The 17,243-nt window shown below is 56.4% G+C and carries 11 protein-coding genes; 5 read left to right on the top strand and 6 right to left on the bottom strand.

Features of this window, described 5'->3' with window-relative positions; genetic code table 11:
• Positions 1–304 precede the first annotated feature (304 nt).
• Positions 305–3,022, top strand: coding sequence for a cation-translocating P-type ATPase (locus H8B13_RS01505; protein WP_222841311.1), 2,718 nt, complete (start codon positions 305–307; stop codon positions 3,020–3,022).
• A 10-nt stretch (positions 3,023–3,032) separates the two neighbouring features.
• Here the strand turns inward: H8B13_RS01505 and H8B13_RS01500 are convergent, their stop codons facing one another.
• The 3 genes from H8B13_RS01500 to H8B13_RS01490 form a co-directional block, all read right to left on the bottom strand.
• On the bottom strand, positions 3,033–3,272 hold the full coding sequence (locus H8B13_RS01500; RefSeq protein ID WP_187309061.1) for a hypothetical protein: 240 nt from the start codon (positions 3,270–3,272) through the stop codon (positions 3,033–3,035).
• 72 nt (positions 3,273–3,344) lie between these two features.
• Positions 3,345–4,781, bottom strand: coding sequence for an RtcB family protein (locus H8B13_RS01495; protein WP_187309060.1), 1,437 nt, complete (start codon positions 4,779–4,781; stop codon positions 3,345–3,347).
• Between the two features lie 381 nt (positions 4,782–5,162).
• A complete protein-coding gene (locus tag H8B13_RS01490; RefSeq protein WP_187309059.1) occupies positions 5,163–6,563 on the bottom strand; it encodes an RtcB family protein in 1,401 nt (466 codons plus the stop codon).
• A gap of 588 nt (positions 6,564–7,151) precedes the next feature.
• Between H8B13_RS01490 and H8B13_RS21080 the strand changes: the two genes are divergently transcribed.
• Positions 7,152–7,280, top strand: a complete 129-nt coding sequence (locus tag H8B13_RS21080) for a hypothetical protein (protein WP_261990182.1) — start codon at positions 7,152–7,154, stop codon at positions 7,278–7,280.
• Between the two features lie 627 nt (positions 7,281–7,907).
• Here H8B13_RS21080 and H8B13_RS01485 read toward each other — a convergent pair.
• Complete coding sequence (locus H8B13_RS01485; protein WP_187309058.1) at positions 7,908–9,431, bottom strand: TROVE domain-containing protein; 1,524 nt, start codon at positions 9,429–9,431, stop codon at positions 7,908–7,910.
• A gap of 783 nt (positions 9,432–10,214) precedes the next feature.
• Between H8B13_RS01485 and H8B13_RS01480 the strand changes: the two genes are divergently transcribed.
• Positions 10,215–11,132 carry a histone deacetylase gene (locus tag H8B13_RS01480; protein WP_187309057.1) on the top strand — a complete coding sequence of 306 codons (918 nt, stop codon included), beginning with the start codon at positions 10,215–10,217 and terminating at the stop codon, positions 11,130–11,132.
• A gap of 59 nt (positions 11,133–11,191) precedes the next feature.
• Positions 11,192–12,199 carry a J domain-containing protein gene (locus H8B13_RS01475; protein WP_187309056.1) on the top strand — a complete coding sequence of 336 codons (1,008 nt, stop codon included), beginning with the start codon at positions 11,192–11,194 and terminating at the stop codon, positions 12,197–12,199.
• Between the two features lie 214 nt (positions 12,200–12,413).
• On the opposite strand, the gene H8B13_RS01470 is transcribed toward H8B13_RS01475, so the two are convergent.
• Together H8B13_RS01470 and H8B13_RS01465 are read right to left on the bottom strand one after the other, a co-directional pair.
• Positions 12,414–12,707: a putative quinol monooxygenase gene (locus H8B13_RS01470; protein WP_187309055.1), complete on the bottom strand. Its 294-nt coding sequence runs from the start codon at positions 12,705–12,707 to the stop codon at positions 12,414–12,416.
• 153 nt (positions 12,708–12,860) lie between these two features.
• Positions 12,861–13,757, bottom strand: a complete 897-nt coding sequence (locus H8B13_RS01465; RefSeq protein ID WP_187309054.1) for an alpha/beta hydrolase — start codon at positions 13,755–13,757, stop codon at positions 12,861–12,863.
• A 262-nt stretch (positions 13,758–14,019) separates the two neighbouring features.
• Between H8B13_RS01465 and H8B13_RS01460 the strand changes: the two genes are divergently transcribed.
• Entirely contained in the window at positions 14,020–17,214 is a 3,195-nt protein-coding gene (locus H8B13_RS01460; RefSeq protein ID WP_187309053.1) for an AsmA-like C-terminal region-containing protein, read from the top strand.
• Positions 17,215–17,243 lie beyond the last annotated feature (29 nt).

The raw sequence follows: 17,243 nt of genomic DNA, 5'->3' as shown, positions 1-17,243 counted from the left end.
TAAGACAAGTTCAGCCGTACTCGTTTTTGGCAGTTGGGGTTGCTACGGAGGAGCTAAAATACCAGATAGTTCTCCCTTGTTACAAGCCACTCAGGCGAAGGGCTAACCAACTGATTATCAGTCGATCTATAAAAATATTAGGTTCAATGCAAACCATTAACTATCAGCATACATAGCGTTTGAAATACGTAACTTCTGTCTGTATAGACGAGCATAATCGTCAAATCATCCTCGTTTAAACCAATACCCGAGAGTTAATTTCTAACTACTCCACTCTGTCCGGCCTGACTAGATCACCTCAAAAGTGAATATATTTAGTAAGACCCATTTGTATAGCAGGATGAGCGAGTGGCACATAAAACCCAGAGAAGACGTTTTATCCGACCTCGGCTCATTGGCTAAAGGCCTCACGGATGCGGAGGCTGCTATACGTCTGACGCAGCACGGCCCCAATGCGCTGGCTAAAAAGAGGCAGAAAAGCCCTTTTAAAATGCTTTTGCGGCAGTTCGCAGAAACTATGGTGCTTATCCTGCTTGTCGCGGCGCTGCTTTCCTTCTTTCTGGGCAAGACCACTGAGGCGGTTGCTATATTGGCCATTGTGCTTCTTTTTGGCTTGCTCGGCTTTTTCCAGGAGTATCGGGCGGAGCGCGCCATGGCGGCCCTAAACCGCATGATCATCCCCACAGTGAGGGTGAGAAGAGAAGGAACCGTGCGGGAGATCCCAGCCAAGGAGATTGTGCCGGGGGATGTCGTGGAGCTTGAGGCGGGCAATGTGGTGCCTGCCGACCTCCGGGTTCTGGATGCCTTCAGCCTGAAAGTCCAAGAGGCAGCCCTGACAGGAGAGTCAGAGCCCGTGGAGAAAGACGCCGCCCCTCTGGTGCAGAAGGATATGCCGATTGGTGACCGCCGCAACATGGCTTACCTAGGGACGGTGGTCACCTACGGGAGAGGCGTGGGAATCGCTGTCGCCACCGGTATGGAAACAGAATTAGGGAAGATAGCCAACCTGCTGGGAACCGTTGAGGCAGGTCAAACACCTCTACAGGAAAAGCTGGACAAGCTGGGCAAGACGCTGGCCCTGTTCGGGGTGGGCGCTGCCGCCCTGATTTTGGTGATGGGCGTCCTTTTAGGGGAGTCCGCCGCTGATATGTTCCTGACGGCTGTCAGTGTGGCCGTGGCCGTGGTTCCCGAGGGATTGCCCGCGGTGGTCACTATCACTTTGGCGTTGGGCGGGCAACGGATGCTGCGGCGAAACGCCCTCATTCGGAAGCTTCCCGCTGTGGAGACTCTTGGCTCCGTCACCGTGATTTGCTCTGACAAGACGGGTACCCTCACCCAAAATAAGATGACGGTTATGGTGGTAGACCTGCCGGGGCAGACGGTTTCGTTTGAACCAGGAACTGACAGGGAAACAGGTGGCCAGGCAGCATCAGCCCTCGACTTGGCGCTCGCTATATCCGTGCTTTGCAACGATGCTTCCCTGCATAAAGTAGGGGATGCTGGTTCTGAGCAGGTGATCGGGGATCCCACAGAAACAGCTTTGTTGGTGGCGGGAGCCAAAAGAGGCATCTATCAAGAAGACCTGCGTGAGACCCTGCCAAGGGTTGACGAGCTACCCTTTGACAGTGACAGAAAGAGAATGTCCACCATTCATCAAGTAATGAGGCCGCTGCCGGGTTATTTTCCTGACCTAAGCGAAACGTCATTCCTGCTCTGCGCCAAAGGTGCTCCCGATTCCCTGTTGATGGTTGCTGAGGCGGTATGGGTGAACGGGGAGCAGGTGCCGCTTGATGCAGCCTGGAGGAAAAGGATCCTGGAGGCGAATACAAAACTGGCTCAAAACGGCATCCGGGTGCTGGGTCTGGCCTTACGCCTGCTGAATTCGGTCAATGATGGTGCGGCCATGGAGCAGGGGCTTACCTTTATCGGCCTGGTCGGCATGATTGATCCTCCTCGTGAGGAAGTAAAGGCAGCGGTTGAAAACTGTAAATTGGCTGGTATCCGGCCGATTATGATCACCGGCGACCATCCCCTGACAGCGGTCGCTATCGGTAGGGCCCTGCGTTTTACGGATCATCCGGATGCCGTTACAGGGGAGAAGCTGCAAAAATCGGATGAGGACGAGCTCGTGGCGCTGGCAGAAAAAACCGCGGTCTACGCACGGGTATCTCCGGAGGACAAGCTAAGAATTGTGAGTGCCCTCCAGAAAAGAGGAGAAGTGGTAGCCATGACGGGAGATGGGGTGAACGACTCCCCGGCCCTGCAGAAAGCAGACATTGGGGTGGCCATGGGCATCACCGGAACTGACGTAGCTAAGGAAGCAGCCGACATGGTGCTGCTGGACGACAACTTCGCCACCATCGTGGCCGCCGTGGAGGAAGGACGGGTAATTTTTGACAACTTACTCCGGTTCATCCGGTTTTCCCTTGCAGGCAACATCGGAAAAGTCCTGATCATGCTGGGAGCGCCGTTTTTTGGGATGATCATCGCCCTGCAGCCGCTGCAACTGTTATGGCTGAATCTGTTGACCGACGGCTTGCTGGGGCTTGGCTTGGGAACGGAACCTGCGGAGGCGGACACGATGAGAAGGCCCCCCAGGAGCCCGCACAAAGGGGCACTGGGAAAGAGAGATATACTCCCTTTAGGGATAGTTGGAGTAACGATAGCCGCCGTTTCGCTGGGGCTGGCTTTATATTACTACAACCCCGCGAACCCAGAGGACCTAACTTGGCAAACGATGATTTTTGCCACGGTAGGGTTTGCCCAGGTTTTCCAGGCGCTCGCCCTGCGTTCCTCGGCCCACTCGGCTTTCTCTATCAAAACCAACCCATTGATGGTCTTGGTCATCATTTCCACTGTTGTACTCCAGCTTATGGTCATTTATGTACCTTTTATGGAGCGCTTTTTCAAGTTGGTGCCTTTACCAATGGAGAATCTGTTGGTCTCGGTTGCGGCAGGCAGTTTAATTTTCTTTGTTATAAAGATTGAGAGGAAGCTAGTTAACTCAAGTAGCGCAGTATAGTTCAAACCAGTTAAGCGGGTGCACAAATAAAACGAGCCTGATTTTCAGGGCGGAACCAAACGTCGAGGTGACATAAATCTTCCTGGCACACCGCCAGCAAGTGGCCGCTGAAGCAGGCTTCAGTACCGTGGCGGAAGTGGCGAATGAGAAAAGCCTGCTTCAGCGGCCACTTGCTGGCGGTGTGCCGGTGGCTTCCTTGAACAGGTCCTTGTGGGCGTAGTTGCTTCGTTGCAATATTATTGATCAGCACTCAGTAGAGATGGTTCGACCAGCGGACGCCAGATCAAGCATGACCAAAAACACTTTACAAAAAGCCCCCCAGCTACTCCCCTCGTCCTTTTCCTCTACCTCCACCCGCATCCATACGTACAACTTTAGGTGTGAACGTGCCCAACACATCTACCAAATCGCGCTGGTGAGCCATTACTTGGTGAATGTCTTTGTAGGCGGCAGGCGCTTCGTCGAGGCCACCGCCGATGAGTTCTACGCCGTGGTCGCGCAGTTGGCGGCGCATATCGCCCTCTCCTACTTGTGCTTTTGCTTGAGTGCGGCTGAGGCGACGTCCGGCCCCGTGTGATGCCGACTGGAGCGAGTCCCTTTCACCCCGACCCCGCACGATGAAGCCAGGAGCCGTCATAGAACCAGGAATCACGCCGAGCACGCCTTTGCCAGCCGGCGTGGCACCCTTACGGTGCACAATGGCTTCACGGCCATCAGGCAGCTTTTCCTTCCAAGCAAAGTTGTGGTGATTCTCTACTTGGGCCAGCGGTTTATTACCCAAGGCCTTGCTGAGGCGACGGTGAATATCGTGGTGGCAGGCCGAGGCATAGTCACCGGCCAAGTTCATGGCCCGCCAGTACTCCTGCCCTTCTTGCGAATCTAGCGACAGCCAGGCCAAATGCCGCGCCTGGGACGGTAGGGGGCATTTTTCCATGGCTACCTTCGTAAAGTGCTGCGCTACCGCTGCACCTAATCCCCGCGAGCCAGAGTGCGATAGTAAGCCGACATACTGCCCAATGGGCACGCCCATTTCATTATTCGGATCGGTAATATCTACGAGCCCAAACTCCACAAAGTGGTTGCCCGAGCCGGAGCTGCCAATCTGAGAAATTGCTGAATCGCGCTTCTGTCGCACCACGCCGATTTCGCGAAACTCCGGCCGCTCGAAAATGGGGTCGTCGGTGAAAGGCTTTTTGAATACTTCTTTGTTACCAAACTTGGTGTGCTCCAGCAGCAACTTGCGCAAATCCTGGCTGTGCTTGTTCAGGTAGCTGGCCGGCATGTCGAAGATAGACAGCGCCATCCGGCAGCCAATGTCCATGCCCACTCCGTAGGGAATCACCGCATTGTCGACCGCCAACACGCCACCGATAGGCAGGCCGTAGCCCTGGTGAGCATCGGGCATTAGCGCTCCGTCAATGGTGACGGGCAACTGCATAGCGGTGTCCATCTGCTTGCGGGCGCCATCTTCAATAAAAGCCTCGCCATAGCGGCGATAGTCTTTGATTTCGGGATTGAGGGCCACATCGCGCGACGGCTGGGGCACGAGCTCCTCAGCGAGGGGCCGCCAGTTTTCGTCGCGTAAGTACTTGAACGGGTCATTTTTTATTTCCTGTAGCAAGGCTTGCGCGCTGCCTTTATCAAGTCGGCGTAGCTCACGTTGGTCGAGGATATCGAGGGCGAGGCTTATGTGCTGGTCGTTGGTAAAGCCGATTTGGCGCAGGTCTTTGCTGTGGAGTTTGTTCGTTGCTTTAGCCATGATGGCGGAAGTTGGGTTGTTCCCGGTTGTAGCGCTGATCGGTGGTTATAGGTTATGGTTGAGCTTCGTTTGGCGAGGTTGATATAATAGGTTTTGTGTTCGTAAGAACGTCATGCAGAACGCAGTGAAGCATCTCGCGTGCTGAGTGTAGCGAGTACATTCCCAGAGCAATGGCCCCAATAGTCGTTGTCATCCTGAGGCACGAAGGACCTTATGCCAGATGAATGATTTGTTCACACGTGAAAAGGCCCTTCGTGCCTCAGGATGACAGATGAAGCGAATGAGATGCTTCGTGCCCGGATTAATAAGCTACGTATCCTGCATGACCTTCTATCACAAAAAAAGCCCCCCAGAAAACTTCTGGGGGGCTTTTTCCATCCTCTACGCACCGTCCATGCGCACGATTTTCGGGGTGAAGGAGCCGAGCACGTCCACTAGCTCTTGCTGGCTTTGCATCACGGCGTGGATGTCCTTGTAGGCCATGGGCGCTTCGTCGAGGCCGCCGCCTTGCAGCACTACCCCGTGGTCGGTGAGGTACTGGCGCACCGCCGACTCGCTTAGCTCCTGCTTGGCCCGCGTGCGCGACATGAGGCGGCCCGCCCCGTGCGAAGCCGACCCCAAGGAATCGGCCACGCCCCGACCGCGCACGATAAAGCCCGGAGCCGTCATCGAGCCGGGAATCACGCCGAGCACGCCTTTGCCGGCCGGCGTGGCGCCCTTGCGGTGCACAATTACCTCCCGGCCGTCGGCTAGCGTCTCGCGCCAGGCAAAGTTGTGGTGGTTTTCCACTTTCGCCAAAGGCCGCTCGCCCAAGGCTTTCGCCATCCGCTGGTGAATGTGCTCGTGGCAGGCCGACGCATACGCGCCCGCCAGGTTCATGGCCGCCCAGTACTCCTGGCCCAATTCCCCGTCGAGGGAAAGCCAGGCGAGGTGCTTGGCTTCAGAGGGCAGCTGGCAGTTTTCCATGGCTAGCTTGGTGTAGTGGTTGGCCACCCCCGCGCCCAGGCCCCGCGAGCCAGAGTGCGACAACAAGCCCACATACTGGCCTACCGGAACGCCCATCCCGTTCGTCGGCTCCGTGATGTCCACGATGCCGAATTCGACGAAGTGGTTGCCGGAACCCGACGTACCGATTTGCTCGGCGGCCGTTGCCTGCTTGTTGCGCAGGAAGGGAATGTCGCGAAATTCGTCCCGATCCAGCACCTCGTGGCCCATTTTGCGGCCGTGCTGAAAGCCAGTTCGGTTGCCGAAACGCGTGTTGTCCAGAAGCAGCTTTTGCAGTTCCTGTACCCGCTGGGTGAGGTGCTTGGGGGGCAAATTATACACCGACAAGGCCATGCGGCAGCCGATGTCCACGCCCACGGCGTAGGGAATTACGTCGTTGTCGGTGGCCAGTACGCCGCCAATGGGCAAGCCGTAGCCGTGGTGGGCGTCGGGCATGAGGGCACCCGCTACCGTGACGGGCAATTTCATGGCCGTGTCCATCTGGTGCAGGGCGCCGGCTTCAATGTGTTCGGCCCCGTAGAGGGCATAGGGTTTGCGCGCCACCAATTCGATATGACGCGAAGGTGGCGGGAGCAACGCAGCTGCCACGTGGCTCCAATCGAGGTGCGTAACAAAGTCCATGGGAGTAGTCAGAATTTGCTGTAAGAGCGTGAGCTGATTGGGTAGAGAAAGTCTCTTGAGATGCTTGCGCTGCAATTGAGCCAGCGCAAGGCCGATGGCTCGACCCTCGGGGAAGCCAAGCTGCCAGAGGTCGTTGCCACGTAATTGTTGGGCCATGAGTAGGTTTTTGTCGAGAAGAAATGAAGCAATGTGAACGACTACCTCTTCGCCTCAGATGAGGAGGAGATGGTTTGGCGAAGCCAAAGCCGGGGTGGTTGACCTCGTTGCTGATGTTGTTTGAAAGGCGGTTATGCAGACGCCGGTATCGTTCAACTAAACAATGACTTCAACCACCCCAGCCGCGCCTGCGGCACGGCGTCCCCTCCTCATCTGATGAGGGGAGCTTGACGTTCTGATAAATTTGCCGAGGCACGGAAACGGGTGAAAAAGCTGGGTAGTCCGCTTGCGTATTTTCAGAACGAAGGAATACTACCCGACGACACCTTCTCCGGCTCGGCTCCTGCTGGGGCAACAAGGCGTGCAGCCACTATGCTATGCTCTCAACTGAGCTACTGCCCGAAGGCAGGAAGGACTCGAACCTCCGACCTTAGCGTTATAGCGAAGTAAGGCTGCACTACGGCACCTATCAGGAAAACAAGCTGCTACCCAAGGCAACGAACGGCAGGCGTTGCCGACACGCTTTTGCCAACGTGTCTCTTGCGACCGAAGCCACAAGTTGCGGGGTTTGAACCCGCTGATTCACAAGTGAATCTCACCGAAGTAGCGCCTTCCTACGGCACTTGGGTAGCAGAAATAATAACTCATTGGGGCAACAAGGCGCCCAGCCAACTGTCCTGCTCTAACCAACTGAGCTACCGCCAGCCCGGAGGCTGACGAGAGGGAATCGAACCCCCGACCCGGCGAATCGAAATCGAAGTAAGGCTAGGCTACGGCACCCGATGAAGTACTTTCCATTACAACCCAACCGGGGTAAAAAATGAGAAGCGCGGCCGAAGCCATTCTGCTCTACCAACTGAGCTACTTTCGCCGCCTGGATCGGTAAGCGAAAGGCAGGAGTCGAACCCGCGGCCCGAAGGAACGCTACCCGACGACACCCGGCGGGATATATCAACCAAACCCAGCAGCAAGGGCAACAGCGGTAGGCGTGTCTGGGCGGCAAAAAGCCCCCCAGCGGGATTCGAACCCTAACAGGTAGCCCAAAGGCCGCCTGACTAACCAGCGAAGTAACGCCTATCTACGGCACCTTGCCTGTAGGTTGCCAAGTAGTCGGGAGCAGGCCCAGCCCGTTTGGCTGTGCATTTAGGCCCCCGACTGTTGGGTTTTAATTTATGTTTTGTGTGTCATGCTGAGCCTGTCGAAGCATCTCTACCACAATGGTAAACTCAACGAAGCGGTAGAGATGCTTCGACAGGCTCAGCATGACAGTTACTACTCAAACATCAGCACGCGAGATGCTTCGGCTCCGCTTGATGTGCGGAATGCTCTGTATGACGGCCAGGTTTACAAATCAATTTTCTCTATTTCAGCCAAGGCCGACTCGTCGTTTTCCAGGGCTTGCAGCACGTCGAACAGTTTATCCGACCAACCCGCAATCAGGGCAACGTCGTGACCCTCTCGCACTTCCAGCGGCGTGGTGCCGTGGCCGGCCAAGTCGAACAAGTACAGACGGGCGTTGGGCGCTATGGTACGGCGGTAGTCGCTCCAAGCTCGGGCCAGCGTGTTACCGTCGCCGGTGCTGTTCCAGAGTTGGGCGTCGGTGAAAAGCATCACCTTATCTACCACTTCGCGGCGCTGCACCAAGTCGCGGACGACCAAGTGACCGTTGGTGCTGTAGCCTACCTCGCCTTCGCGGCGGTAGAACTCCTGCACGTTTTGCAACACTCGGCCGCGGGGCAAGCTGATGCGCTTCCACGTATCACCGAACATGCCGGTGGTTACGTGGCTGCAACGGCTCTGCAACAACATGCCGAGCACCAGGCCCACATCGTAGAGCAGCACTTTGCTGCGCGCCGACACGGGTTGCTGCATCGAACCCGACACGTCGCAGGCCACGAGTACGCGGGTGCCGGCGTCGAAGCCGCGCAAGTTGACCGCGCTTTCGGCAATGGCCGTTTCTAGGGCTTCAAGCACCATCGCCACGTAGCCCGACTGTACGGTCAGCACCTCGCGGTAGGCGGCTAGGAAGCGGAAAGGCAACTGCTTGGAGCGCGCCACCGCAAACCGGTCGGTGAGGCGGGCACACACCTGCTCCACCGCCTCCGCCGACACGTCGGCTTCGAGGATGTTGCGCAGGTTGCGGAGCAAGGCCATGTAGCCCAGCTTGCCGCTCCCAATCAACGTTTCCCAAGCCAATCGGAATGCCGCCTTACGCTCCGCGGCCGAAGCAAAGTGCTGCTGCCCGAGGGCCGACAACTCGGTTTCCCAGGTGTAAGGCGTAGGCAGCGTACCCTGCACGAGCTGATCGAACAAGACTTGCTGCGCTGCGTTTCGGGGCGTGGGGTGCACTAGAAACAAGGCGTCGCGGAGGCGCACCCGACCGGCGCGGTTGTACTTGGCTAGCTGGTAGCCGTCGAAACGGTTGAAGGCTAAGGCTAATCCTTTCTGCAGCTGCTTGGAGAGGCGGTTGAGGGTTTTCACCCCGTCGCGCTCATTGGCTTGGGCATAGAAGGCCAGCAGCTCCGTGATTTCATCGGCACGTTGCACCACCCGGGCCACCAAACGGCTTACCAGATTGTCGCCGCGGTGCAGGCGGGCCAGCTCCACGGTGAGCACCAACGGCACGGTGCGCAAATACAGCTGCTCGCGGGCATACACTGCCAAACGGGCCACAAACGCGGGGTCGTTACGGGCCACCAACTCGCGCAAGCGAAGCAAGCGCGTATCGGCGGTTTCGTAGAACTGGTCGCTAAGGGCGGCCGTGGCTACGGCGGCGTACAGCTCCAATTGTGGAGTAAGAGCGAAGGCCGCGGCACCCTCGTGGTTACGTACGCTTTTGTTGCGGGGGAGAGTAAGGTTGAAGCGCATAATCGTGGAGGTGTAGGAGTGAGGTGTTTATTACCGCGGTGTGTTATAAAATAACTATCCAATTTTTTATAATAAGACTAAAACCAAAATCAGTTTATTATTTATTTTATTTCACAAATAGACGCACCTATTCCACGCTGAAAATTGATTTATTTTTCAGTTTACTAAGCATGAAAAAAGCTCGGCTTTCGGAGCCGAGCTTTTTTCATAGAAGGGTTACGCAAGGTTTATCTACGTAACGTATCCAGGGAAAAAGCCCGGTCGCACCAATCTTGGAAACGGTTCTTTGACCGTTTAGTCAGGGAGGTATGCAGGAAGGTGGGGCGTTGATAACGCATGACCGTACGGATGTAAACTGTTGTAAAACAAACAACCCGAACTGTTTAGGTTCGGGTTGCGGAAGTATAAGAGGGGAATCTGCTGCTACTTAGCTGTACCGAACCGCGCTGGAGATCCGTGGCTCCTGGGCGTCTTGCTTGGAAATAAAATTGGTGCAGCGTAGCATGGCGTTGTGTAGTTGATGGAACAAATATGCAGGGTTGATTTTATTCATGCAATAGGCAATGCATATATTTTTAAAATAAATTTTATTGACATCAATCATTTCTTTTATAAAACCTTATTTAAATCATTATTGAGCATATTTTTAATTCTATTTAACTAAATATTTTTTTTACAATCATAGCTTAAATCACTGGATTAAGGTTGTTATTAAAGAGCCGAGCACTCTTGTTGCGCTGTGTACGTATGTTCTCGGGTTCATTCTATTTGCGTCTTTACCTCATGCCCTGCCTCGCTACTTCCGAACGCTATACCCTGGATTTGCCCCCCAGTCATCGGTTTCCGATTGCCAAGTACGAGCTGATTCGGGCGCAGCTACTGTGGCAGGGAATTGCTCCCCAAACTGACTTTTACGACCCTGGCCTCTGCGCTGAGGAGGATATACTGCGCGTGCACACCCAAGAGTATTGGCACAAAGTACGCGACCAGCGCCTCTCCCCTGCCGAAATACGGCGGCTAGGTTTACCCCAGAGTGAGCAGCTAGTACGCCGTTCTTTGAGCAGCAGCGCCGGCACCTTGCAATCGGCGCGGCGGGCCCTGACTGACGGCGTGGCGCTGAACTTGGCTGGCGGCACCCACCATGCCTTCGCCGACCGGGGTGAGGGTTTTTGCGTGCTCAATGATATTGCCATTGCTGCGGCGCATTTGCTGCATTATAAGTTAGCTAAGCAAGTGTTAGTCGTCGATCTGGATGTGCATCAGGGCGACGGTACGGCCAGCATTTTTCAGCAGGAGCCGCGGGTGTTCACCTTTTCTATGCACGCGGGGGCTAATTATCCGCTTCGTAAGGAGAAGTCGGATCTGGATTTGGAGTTGGCGCTGGGCACTTCTGATGCGGAATATTTGGACCAGCTTACCGCCACGTTGCCTCGCCTGCTAGCCGAAGTGAAGCCTGATTTCGTGTTTTTTCAGGCTGGCGTGGATGTATTGGCTACTGATAAGCTGGGTAAACTGACGCTCACCAAGGAGGGCTGCCGCCAGCGGGATGAGTTCGTGTTGGGGCTTTGTCGGGACAACAATCTGCCGGTGGCCGTGAGCATGGGCGGCGGATATTCCGAACGTATCGGCGACATCGTGGATGCCCATTGTAATACGTTTCGGGTGGCGTATGAAGTGTGGAGTGATAAGATAGCGCAGTAGCTGAGACAACGAACTGCGTCAAATACTCTCTTAGGGTTACGTCTTATCTTTGCTGGCCCATGGCAAACACCACTTCTTTCGACGTTCCGGCCGCTACCTCCTTACCCATCCCGGCAACGGATACGGCTATCAACCCAGCCCAACAGGCGTTTCGGGAGGCAGTGCAGCAGGTAGAGGGCTTGCGCCAGCGCCTACGTGACTTGCAGGCCGAGCGAGCCGAAGCCCGGCGTCGCTATTGGCAACAGGTAGGGCCAGCGGCGCGGGCGGTGGTAGAGGCGCGGCAGACGTTGTTTGCACCGTTGGAAAACGCTTTATTGATTCACTTTTTCAGTCGGGCCGAGGAACAGCAGATTACGGGGGTAATCGTTGGGAATGCACGCGCTTTGCAGGAACGGTTTGGAGAAGATGCGGCGGATATATTACTAAAATATGCCCCCCAGAGCCAGTCAGGCAGGGCGCAAAGTACTGCCTCAGATTCCGCAGAAGCCAACGCCAGCTTCGATTCTTCGCTGCCCCCACATGAGCAAGCGGCGGAGCAAGCCCGCGCCCGACGCAAATCCAAAGCGCAGAAAGCACAGGAGGCCGCCGAAAAAGCTGCACGTGAAGAGGAGCAACGACTGTTATCCAATACAAAAACGCTCTACCGCCAGCTCGCCCGCACTCATCACCCCGACTTAGAGCGCAATCCCGACGCGCAGCAACACAAAACCGCCCTCATGCAGCGCATTACGGAAGCCTACGAGGCCAACGACCTCTACACGCTGCTTCAGCTTCTGTCCGAATCTGCCCCCACCGACCACGCCGATGACGACGTTCTTACGCGCTACACTCAGGCTCTGCGTCAGCAGCAAATCGAGCTAAAGCAGCAATTGAACGAGTTGAAATACGGGCCGTCTAAAGTGCTTAGCGGCACAGGTAAAAAACAAGAAGCCGAATTGCGCCAACTCAAGCGCTACTTACGCGCCGAAGCTGAGTACGTGCAGCACGTAGCTCGCTTGATTCAAGAGCCCGACGGCTTGCGCGAAGTGCTGCGTGGACTAGCAGCTGAAGGCCAGGAAACGGTTTAAGAAGCTTAAACTACTGAAGGAACTTCGTAACTAAACAGCCGTCATGCAGAGCACAGCGAAGCATCTCGTGTGCTGACGCTGGATTACTAATTTAATGGCGCGAGCGAGATGCTTCGCTGTGCTCTGCATGACGGCCAGAAAAGCCCCCCAGACATTAAAAATGACGTCTGGGGGCTTTTTCTACTTACTGATCAACCTGAATTACTATCAGGAGTTACTTAGAGGCGAGAATATCAACCATTTCGATGACCGGGTCAGTGGTCAACAATTCCCCAGCATTAGCCATGAGAGCTTCGGCTACTTTGCCGCCAAGGTGGGCTTTGCGACCAGCATCGTCGGGGAAAGTGTCGAAAATACCGAAAGTAGATGGCCCTAGCTGGATGCCATACCAGTTGATGGTTTCGGGCTCGTCTTGCACGAGCGGCAGCCCACTGCGCAAAAAATCGGCTACTGCTTGTTCTTTTCCGGGCTTGGCTTCGAGCCGCACCAACAGTCCTACGTTGACCATGCGTTTGGGGTGTTAGAGGTAAATGGAAGTGAGTAACCTAATATAGTTAGTCAAGTCCAACACGCTATGTATTGTTCAGCTTAAAACTGTAGTTCCTTTGTGAGCAATCAGTTTAAGTTGCCAATTCGAGCACGTGTTATTTCCTAGCACCTATCAAGCAATAAAATCCACTACTTGCTTTATCACGTTGGGATCGCGCATGATGCGGTTGTGGCCCAAGCCAGTAGTAGGCCGAAACTCCAAGGCGGGCCAGTGACGGACTATTTCTTTGGCTTCGGCGAAGGGAACATTGGGGTCGAGGTGGTCGTGGAGGAGCAGGGCGAGATGCACGGGCAAGTGACGACCGCCTTCAAGCAGGCTGAAACTCTCGGCGCTGCGGCCGTATTGCTCCTCAATGAAGCGCCCCATGCGCTGGACTACGCTGGGGGGCAAATGCAGCAACTCGGCGAAGCGGGCGGCTACATTGCGGGTGCTGCTGGGCACGCTCATCAGGACAAGCCGAGGCAATTGCCCCCCAGCGGCTTGATTGAACCGCACCGGCACGCCCGCCGTGCATGCGGCTCCAAAAGAGTGCGCAACTACCGCGTGCACCTGCCCTATAATATCAGCTACGGCTTGCACGGCTCCCGCAAAGCTCACCAGTGTAGCCCGCTTCCCTTCCGACTGGCCATGCGCTGGTCCGTCCACGGCCACTACTCGAAAACCAGCCTCGATTAAGCCCTCCGCCATATGACCCCAGAAGCTGGCCCGGTGCTCCCAGCCGTGCACCAGCAGCACCGTGCGGCTGCCGCCCGGGTTCCACTCATAGTAGGCTACCCGGCTGCTTTCCGCCTGAGCCCAATACTGGGTAGCATGGGCCAGAGCCTTCGCCTCCCATGCCTTTAGTGGTAGCCGACGCGGGGTGGTAAACACCTCCCAAGCAGCCTTAAAAGCCCATTCGGAGGATACTGCCGACAGTACCCGAAACTTCAGCCGCAGCAGCTTCAGGCCAGGCGGCACTGAGGGATACTGCACCTTAGCGGGATGAGTAGTCGTTTTGGTTGGAGACATAAAAAGCGGATCAGCAAGCAATAAGTAAGGCCGAATACGAGAGTTTAGATAAAATAACTTGCTGATTCAAACCCTCATCTGCCTGGTAAAGGTTGAGGTTCTTAGGAAAGGACTATCTATCTTACCTGCGCTTCACCCCTACCCCAAACAACCTTAACTCGACGACACGCCATAATTACTCGTAATTAGGCGTGTAGCTGCAACTGGAGCGGTCATATTTATGAAATGGAGCTGGCTTCGGCGCTTACTGGTTGTCTTATTCTTGCTGGTAATACTTGCGCTGGGGCTGGTGGCCGCATTGGTGGGCACCGGAATCGGGCAGCGACGCGTGGCGCAATGGGTACGCGAGCAGCACCGGCAGAACTCAGCCCTAGTGTTGGCGCCGTTTGAAGTCCAGATTTCGCCCTGGCGCGACTTTCCGCACCTTACGGCTTCCCTGCTTCGTTTGCGCCTCACCGATACCGCTTACCAACAGCCGATGACGGTGTTGAGCATCGCCCGGACCGACATGCGCCTGTCGTTGCGCGAGCTGCTGCGGGGTCAGGTGCATGTCACGCGTTTGGTGATTAATGATGCCCTGCTGCAGGAGCGGGTCGATTCGCTGGGACGCAGCTGGAGCGTGGGGCGCAAGGGCAAGCGCCGCGCCGGGCCGGGCAAGGCACCCAGGATGAATCTGAAGCTGGATGCTTTAGTCATCAATAACTTCCGCATCATAACCCGCAACGACTTTACCGGCGGCCTGTTTGCGGCACAAGTGCGTCAGGCTCGACTGAAAGCCTACATGCAACAGGGCATACTGCGGGTAAATGGCAGCCTCGACGGCGAGCTTGAGCGCCTAGGCTCCACCACGGAGCCTTTATTTCAGCGCGAACCCATGCAGGCCTGGGTAAATTACCGCTACAAATTCCGGGAGCGCCAGGGCTATATCTATCGGACCCGCGCTACGCTCAATGGTGATACCGTGCAGATTAGCGGCACGCATGCCGTCAACCCCGGTCAGCCGGGCACCCAGCTCAACTTCCGGTTCGTAGGCACCCAGCCGCTGCCCGATGTGCTGCGACTAGCGCTGCCGCTGAGCTTGCGGCCGATTGTAAAAGGAGCCACCAGTCCCAGCAAGGCCTATATTCGCTATACTATTCGGGGGCTGAGCGGGCCCACCATCCGTCCGCGCAATATCCTTCGCTTTGCCCTGCGCAACGCTCAGCTTACCTGGCCCGACACCACCCGCCACATCAAAAACTGGGACCTCACCGGGACCTACGACAATGGCCCGGGTCATAATCTCAAATCCACTACTCTCACCCTCCACCACTGCCGCATCCATACCGCGCCGGGCTGGCTCGATGTGGCCCTTTCCATTCGCGACTTTACCCGCCCGTATCTGAACGGGCAGGTAATTGGGCGCACCGAGCTACCTGAGCTAGCAGCGGTGGTAGTCCCGGAGCTGTTGCAGGCGCGGCGCGGCACGGCCGAGCTCGATCTAAAGCTGCAAGGGCCACTGCCGCCGCAGTCGGATCGTGATACCCCGGTTTATCTGGATAGCCTGTCGGTGCGGGGCGCGGTGACCTTGCGCGACGCATCCTTCGTGCTGCTCGACCGGGGGGCAAATTTCTCGGGCGTAAACGTGCAGGTGGGGTTACAGGATAGTCGCTGGCACCTTACCAATGCTACGGGGGTGCTGGACGGCATGCGTTTTCGGGCCACCGCTACTACTACGCACCTGCTGGATTACCTGACCAAGCGACACCCGACCACCGAGATTACCGGCAATTTTGCCGTCGATGAAGTGCGCCTGGACCGCGTGCGTGAGCTCTTGCGGCCGGTTGCGGCCGGTTCCGCGCGCACCGTACCGCCCCCAGCCGCTAAGTCGGGGAAGCTGGATATGAGCATGTTTCCGCCGGGGTTGCGCCTGAATGTGGGGTTGCGCTGCGACCGGCTTTTCCTGCCCGCCGATACCGTCAACCACCTGGCCGTGACCGTGCGCCACGATGGCCACCGCGTACTCCTCAATAATATTCGTGGCCAGGTGTGGGGGGCAAATGTGAGCGGGCGCGCGTCCTGGCCTTCCGATACAAGTCAGCAAGTGGCTCCCATCCGCTTCGAGCTGGCAGTAAACTACGATCAGCTCAACTACCAAAACCTGCTTCGGCATACGGCCCGTCCACCCCAGCGCTCAGCCAAGGAGCCCGCGAGTCCGGCCCTGCGGGAGCTGCTACTGGCCGCCAACGGGCATGTTACCTGCTCGATCGATGCTATGCAGCTCTCGGCGGGTGAAAACATTAAGGATCTGCGGCTACGCTTAGAAAAGACGGGCAATTCGCTGCGGATGCCCTACCTCAACTTCGCCACTACGCGGGGCGGTATTGGCAAGGCCACGGCTACCGTGCAGGTAGAAGGCACCCGCGTACAGGCCGCCAATGCTACCCTTGATCTGCGCTACGCCACCCTCGATGTGCAGCAGCTTCTGCAAATGCTGGCCGGCCTGGACGTGAAGGAAGAAAATGCCCCCCAGTCCGCCCAAAATGGAAATCGCAGGAAGAAACCGGCCGTGAATGGCAACGGCACTGCCCGCGACAAGTCGCTGCTTTCCAGTGGTATTTTGAGTGCCGTGGTGCGGGTACAGGCCGACAAAGTGCAGTACACAGCGGTGCGTGGCACGGACTTCCAACTGGTCTCGCGGCTGCGAGAGGGCGAAGCAGTGCTGGAGGAATGCTCCCTGAATGCCTTGCAGGGCCGCATTAAGCTGCGTGGACGTATGCTCACCAATGCCGGGCAGAACCATCATCCCCTGCACGTCCAAACGCAATTGGAAGATATCGCTCTCCCTGAGCTTTTTACTACGCTCACAGACATGAACATCAATCTGCTCGACGGCCATAATGTGCGCGGTACCCTGCGCTGCTCCGCCGACATTCACACCGACCTCGACTCTACTTTCCTGCCCGTATTCGCTACCACCTTGGGTTACCTCAAAACGGATATTCGCAATCTGGAGCTGCTGAACGTTGATTTTTTCACGGAGGCACTGAAATTCATGAAAACGGAGCGCACCAGCCACCTATTTTTTGAGCCCGTCAGCACCCAGCTTTTGCTGCATGATGGCCGCATCCTGATTCCCAGCCTGCGCCTGAATAGCAACCTGAGCAACCTGGAAGTCAGCGGCTACTACCACCTAGATGGGCGGGCCAACTTATACGTGAGCCTCAATCCGTTGCAGGTGCTTTTTGGCAACAACCAGAAGCGCGTAGAGCGCATTGAGCAAGGTCGCCTGATTCGTAGTGCCCGGGGCCGCCCTACATACATTAACCTGCGTCGCGCTGCTGCTAAAAGCCCCTATAAGGTGCGCTTATTCAAAAAAGTCGAACAGCGCGAGCAGCAGGAAACCCTGCGCCAGCAGTCCCGGCAGCTACTCCTCACCCAGCCTCTGGATACTACGCTACGGCTTCTGCGGCCGTAGAGGGCATTTTCCGAGCCTAAGGTCCGTCG

It is taken from the genome of Hymenobacter sp. BT188 (assembly GCF_014333585.1).
Classification (GTDB): domain Bacteria; phylum Bacteroidota; class Bacteroidia; order Cytophagales; family Hymenobacteraceae; genus Hymenobacter.
This window is presented reverse-complemented; position numbering and strand designations above follow the sequence as displayed.

Excerpts from the sequence above, each read along its gene's own strand:
- H8B13_RS01495 (WP_187309060.1), bottom strand. The coding sequence starts at position 4,781 with ATGGCTAAAGCAACGAACAAACTCCACAGCAAAGACCTGCGCCAAATC.
- H8B13_RS01490 (WP_187309059.1), bottom strand. The coding sequence starts at position 6,563 with ATGGCCCAACAATTACGTGGCAACGACCTCTGGCAGCTTGGCTTCCCC.
- H8B13_RS01485 (WP_187309058.1), bottom strand. The coding sequence starts at position 9,431 with ATGCGCTTCAACCTTACTCTCCCCCGCAACAAAAGCGTACGTAACCAC.
- H8B13_RS01480 (WP_187309057.1), top strand. The coding sequence starts at position 10,215 with ATGCCCTGCCTCGCTACTTCCGAACGCTATACCCTGGATTTGCCCCCC.
- H8B13_RS01475 (WP_187309056.1), top strand. The coding sequence starts at position 11,192 with ATGGCAAACACCACTTCTTTCGACGTTCCGGCCGCTACCTCCTTACCC.
- H8B13_RS01470 (WP_187309055.1), bottom strand. The coding sequence starts at position 12,707 with ATGGTCAACGTAGGACTGTTGGTGCGGCTCGAAGCCAAGCCCGGAAAA.
- H8B13_RS01465 (WP_187309054.1), bottom strand. The coding sequence starts at position 13,757 with ATGTCTCCAACCAAAACGACTACTCATCCCGCTAAGGTGCAGTATCCC.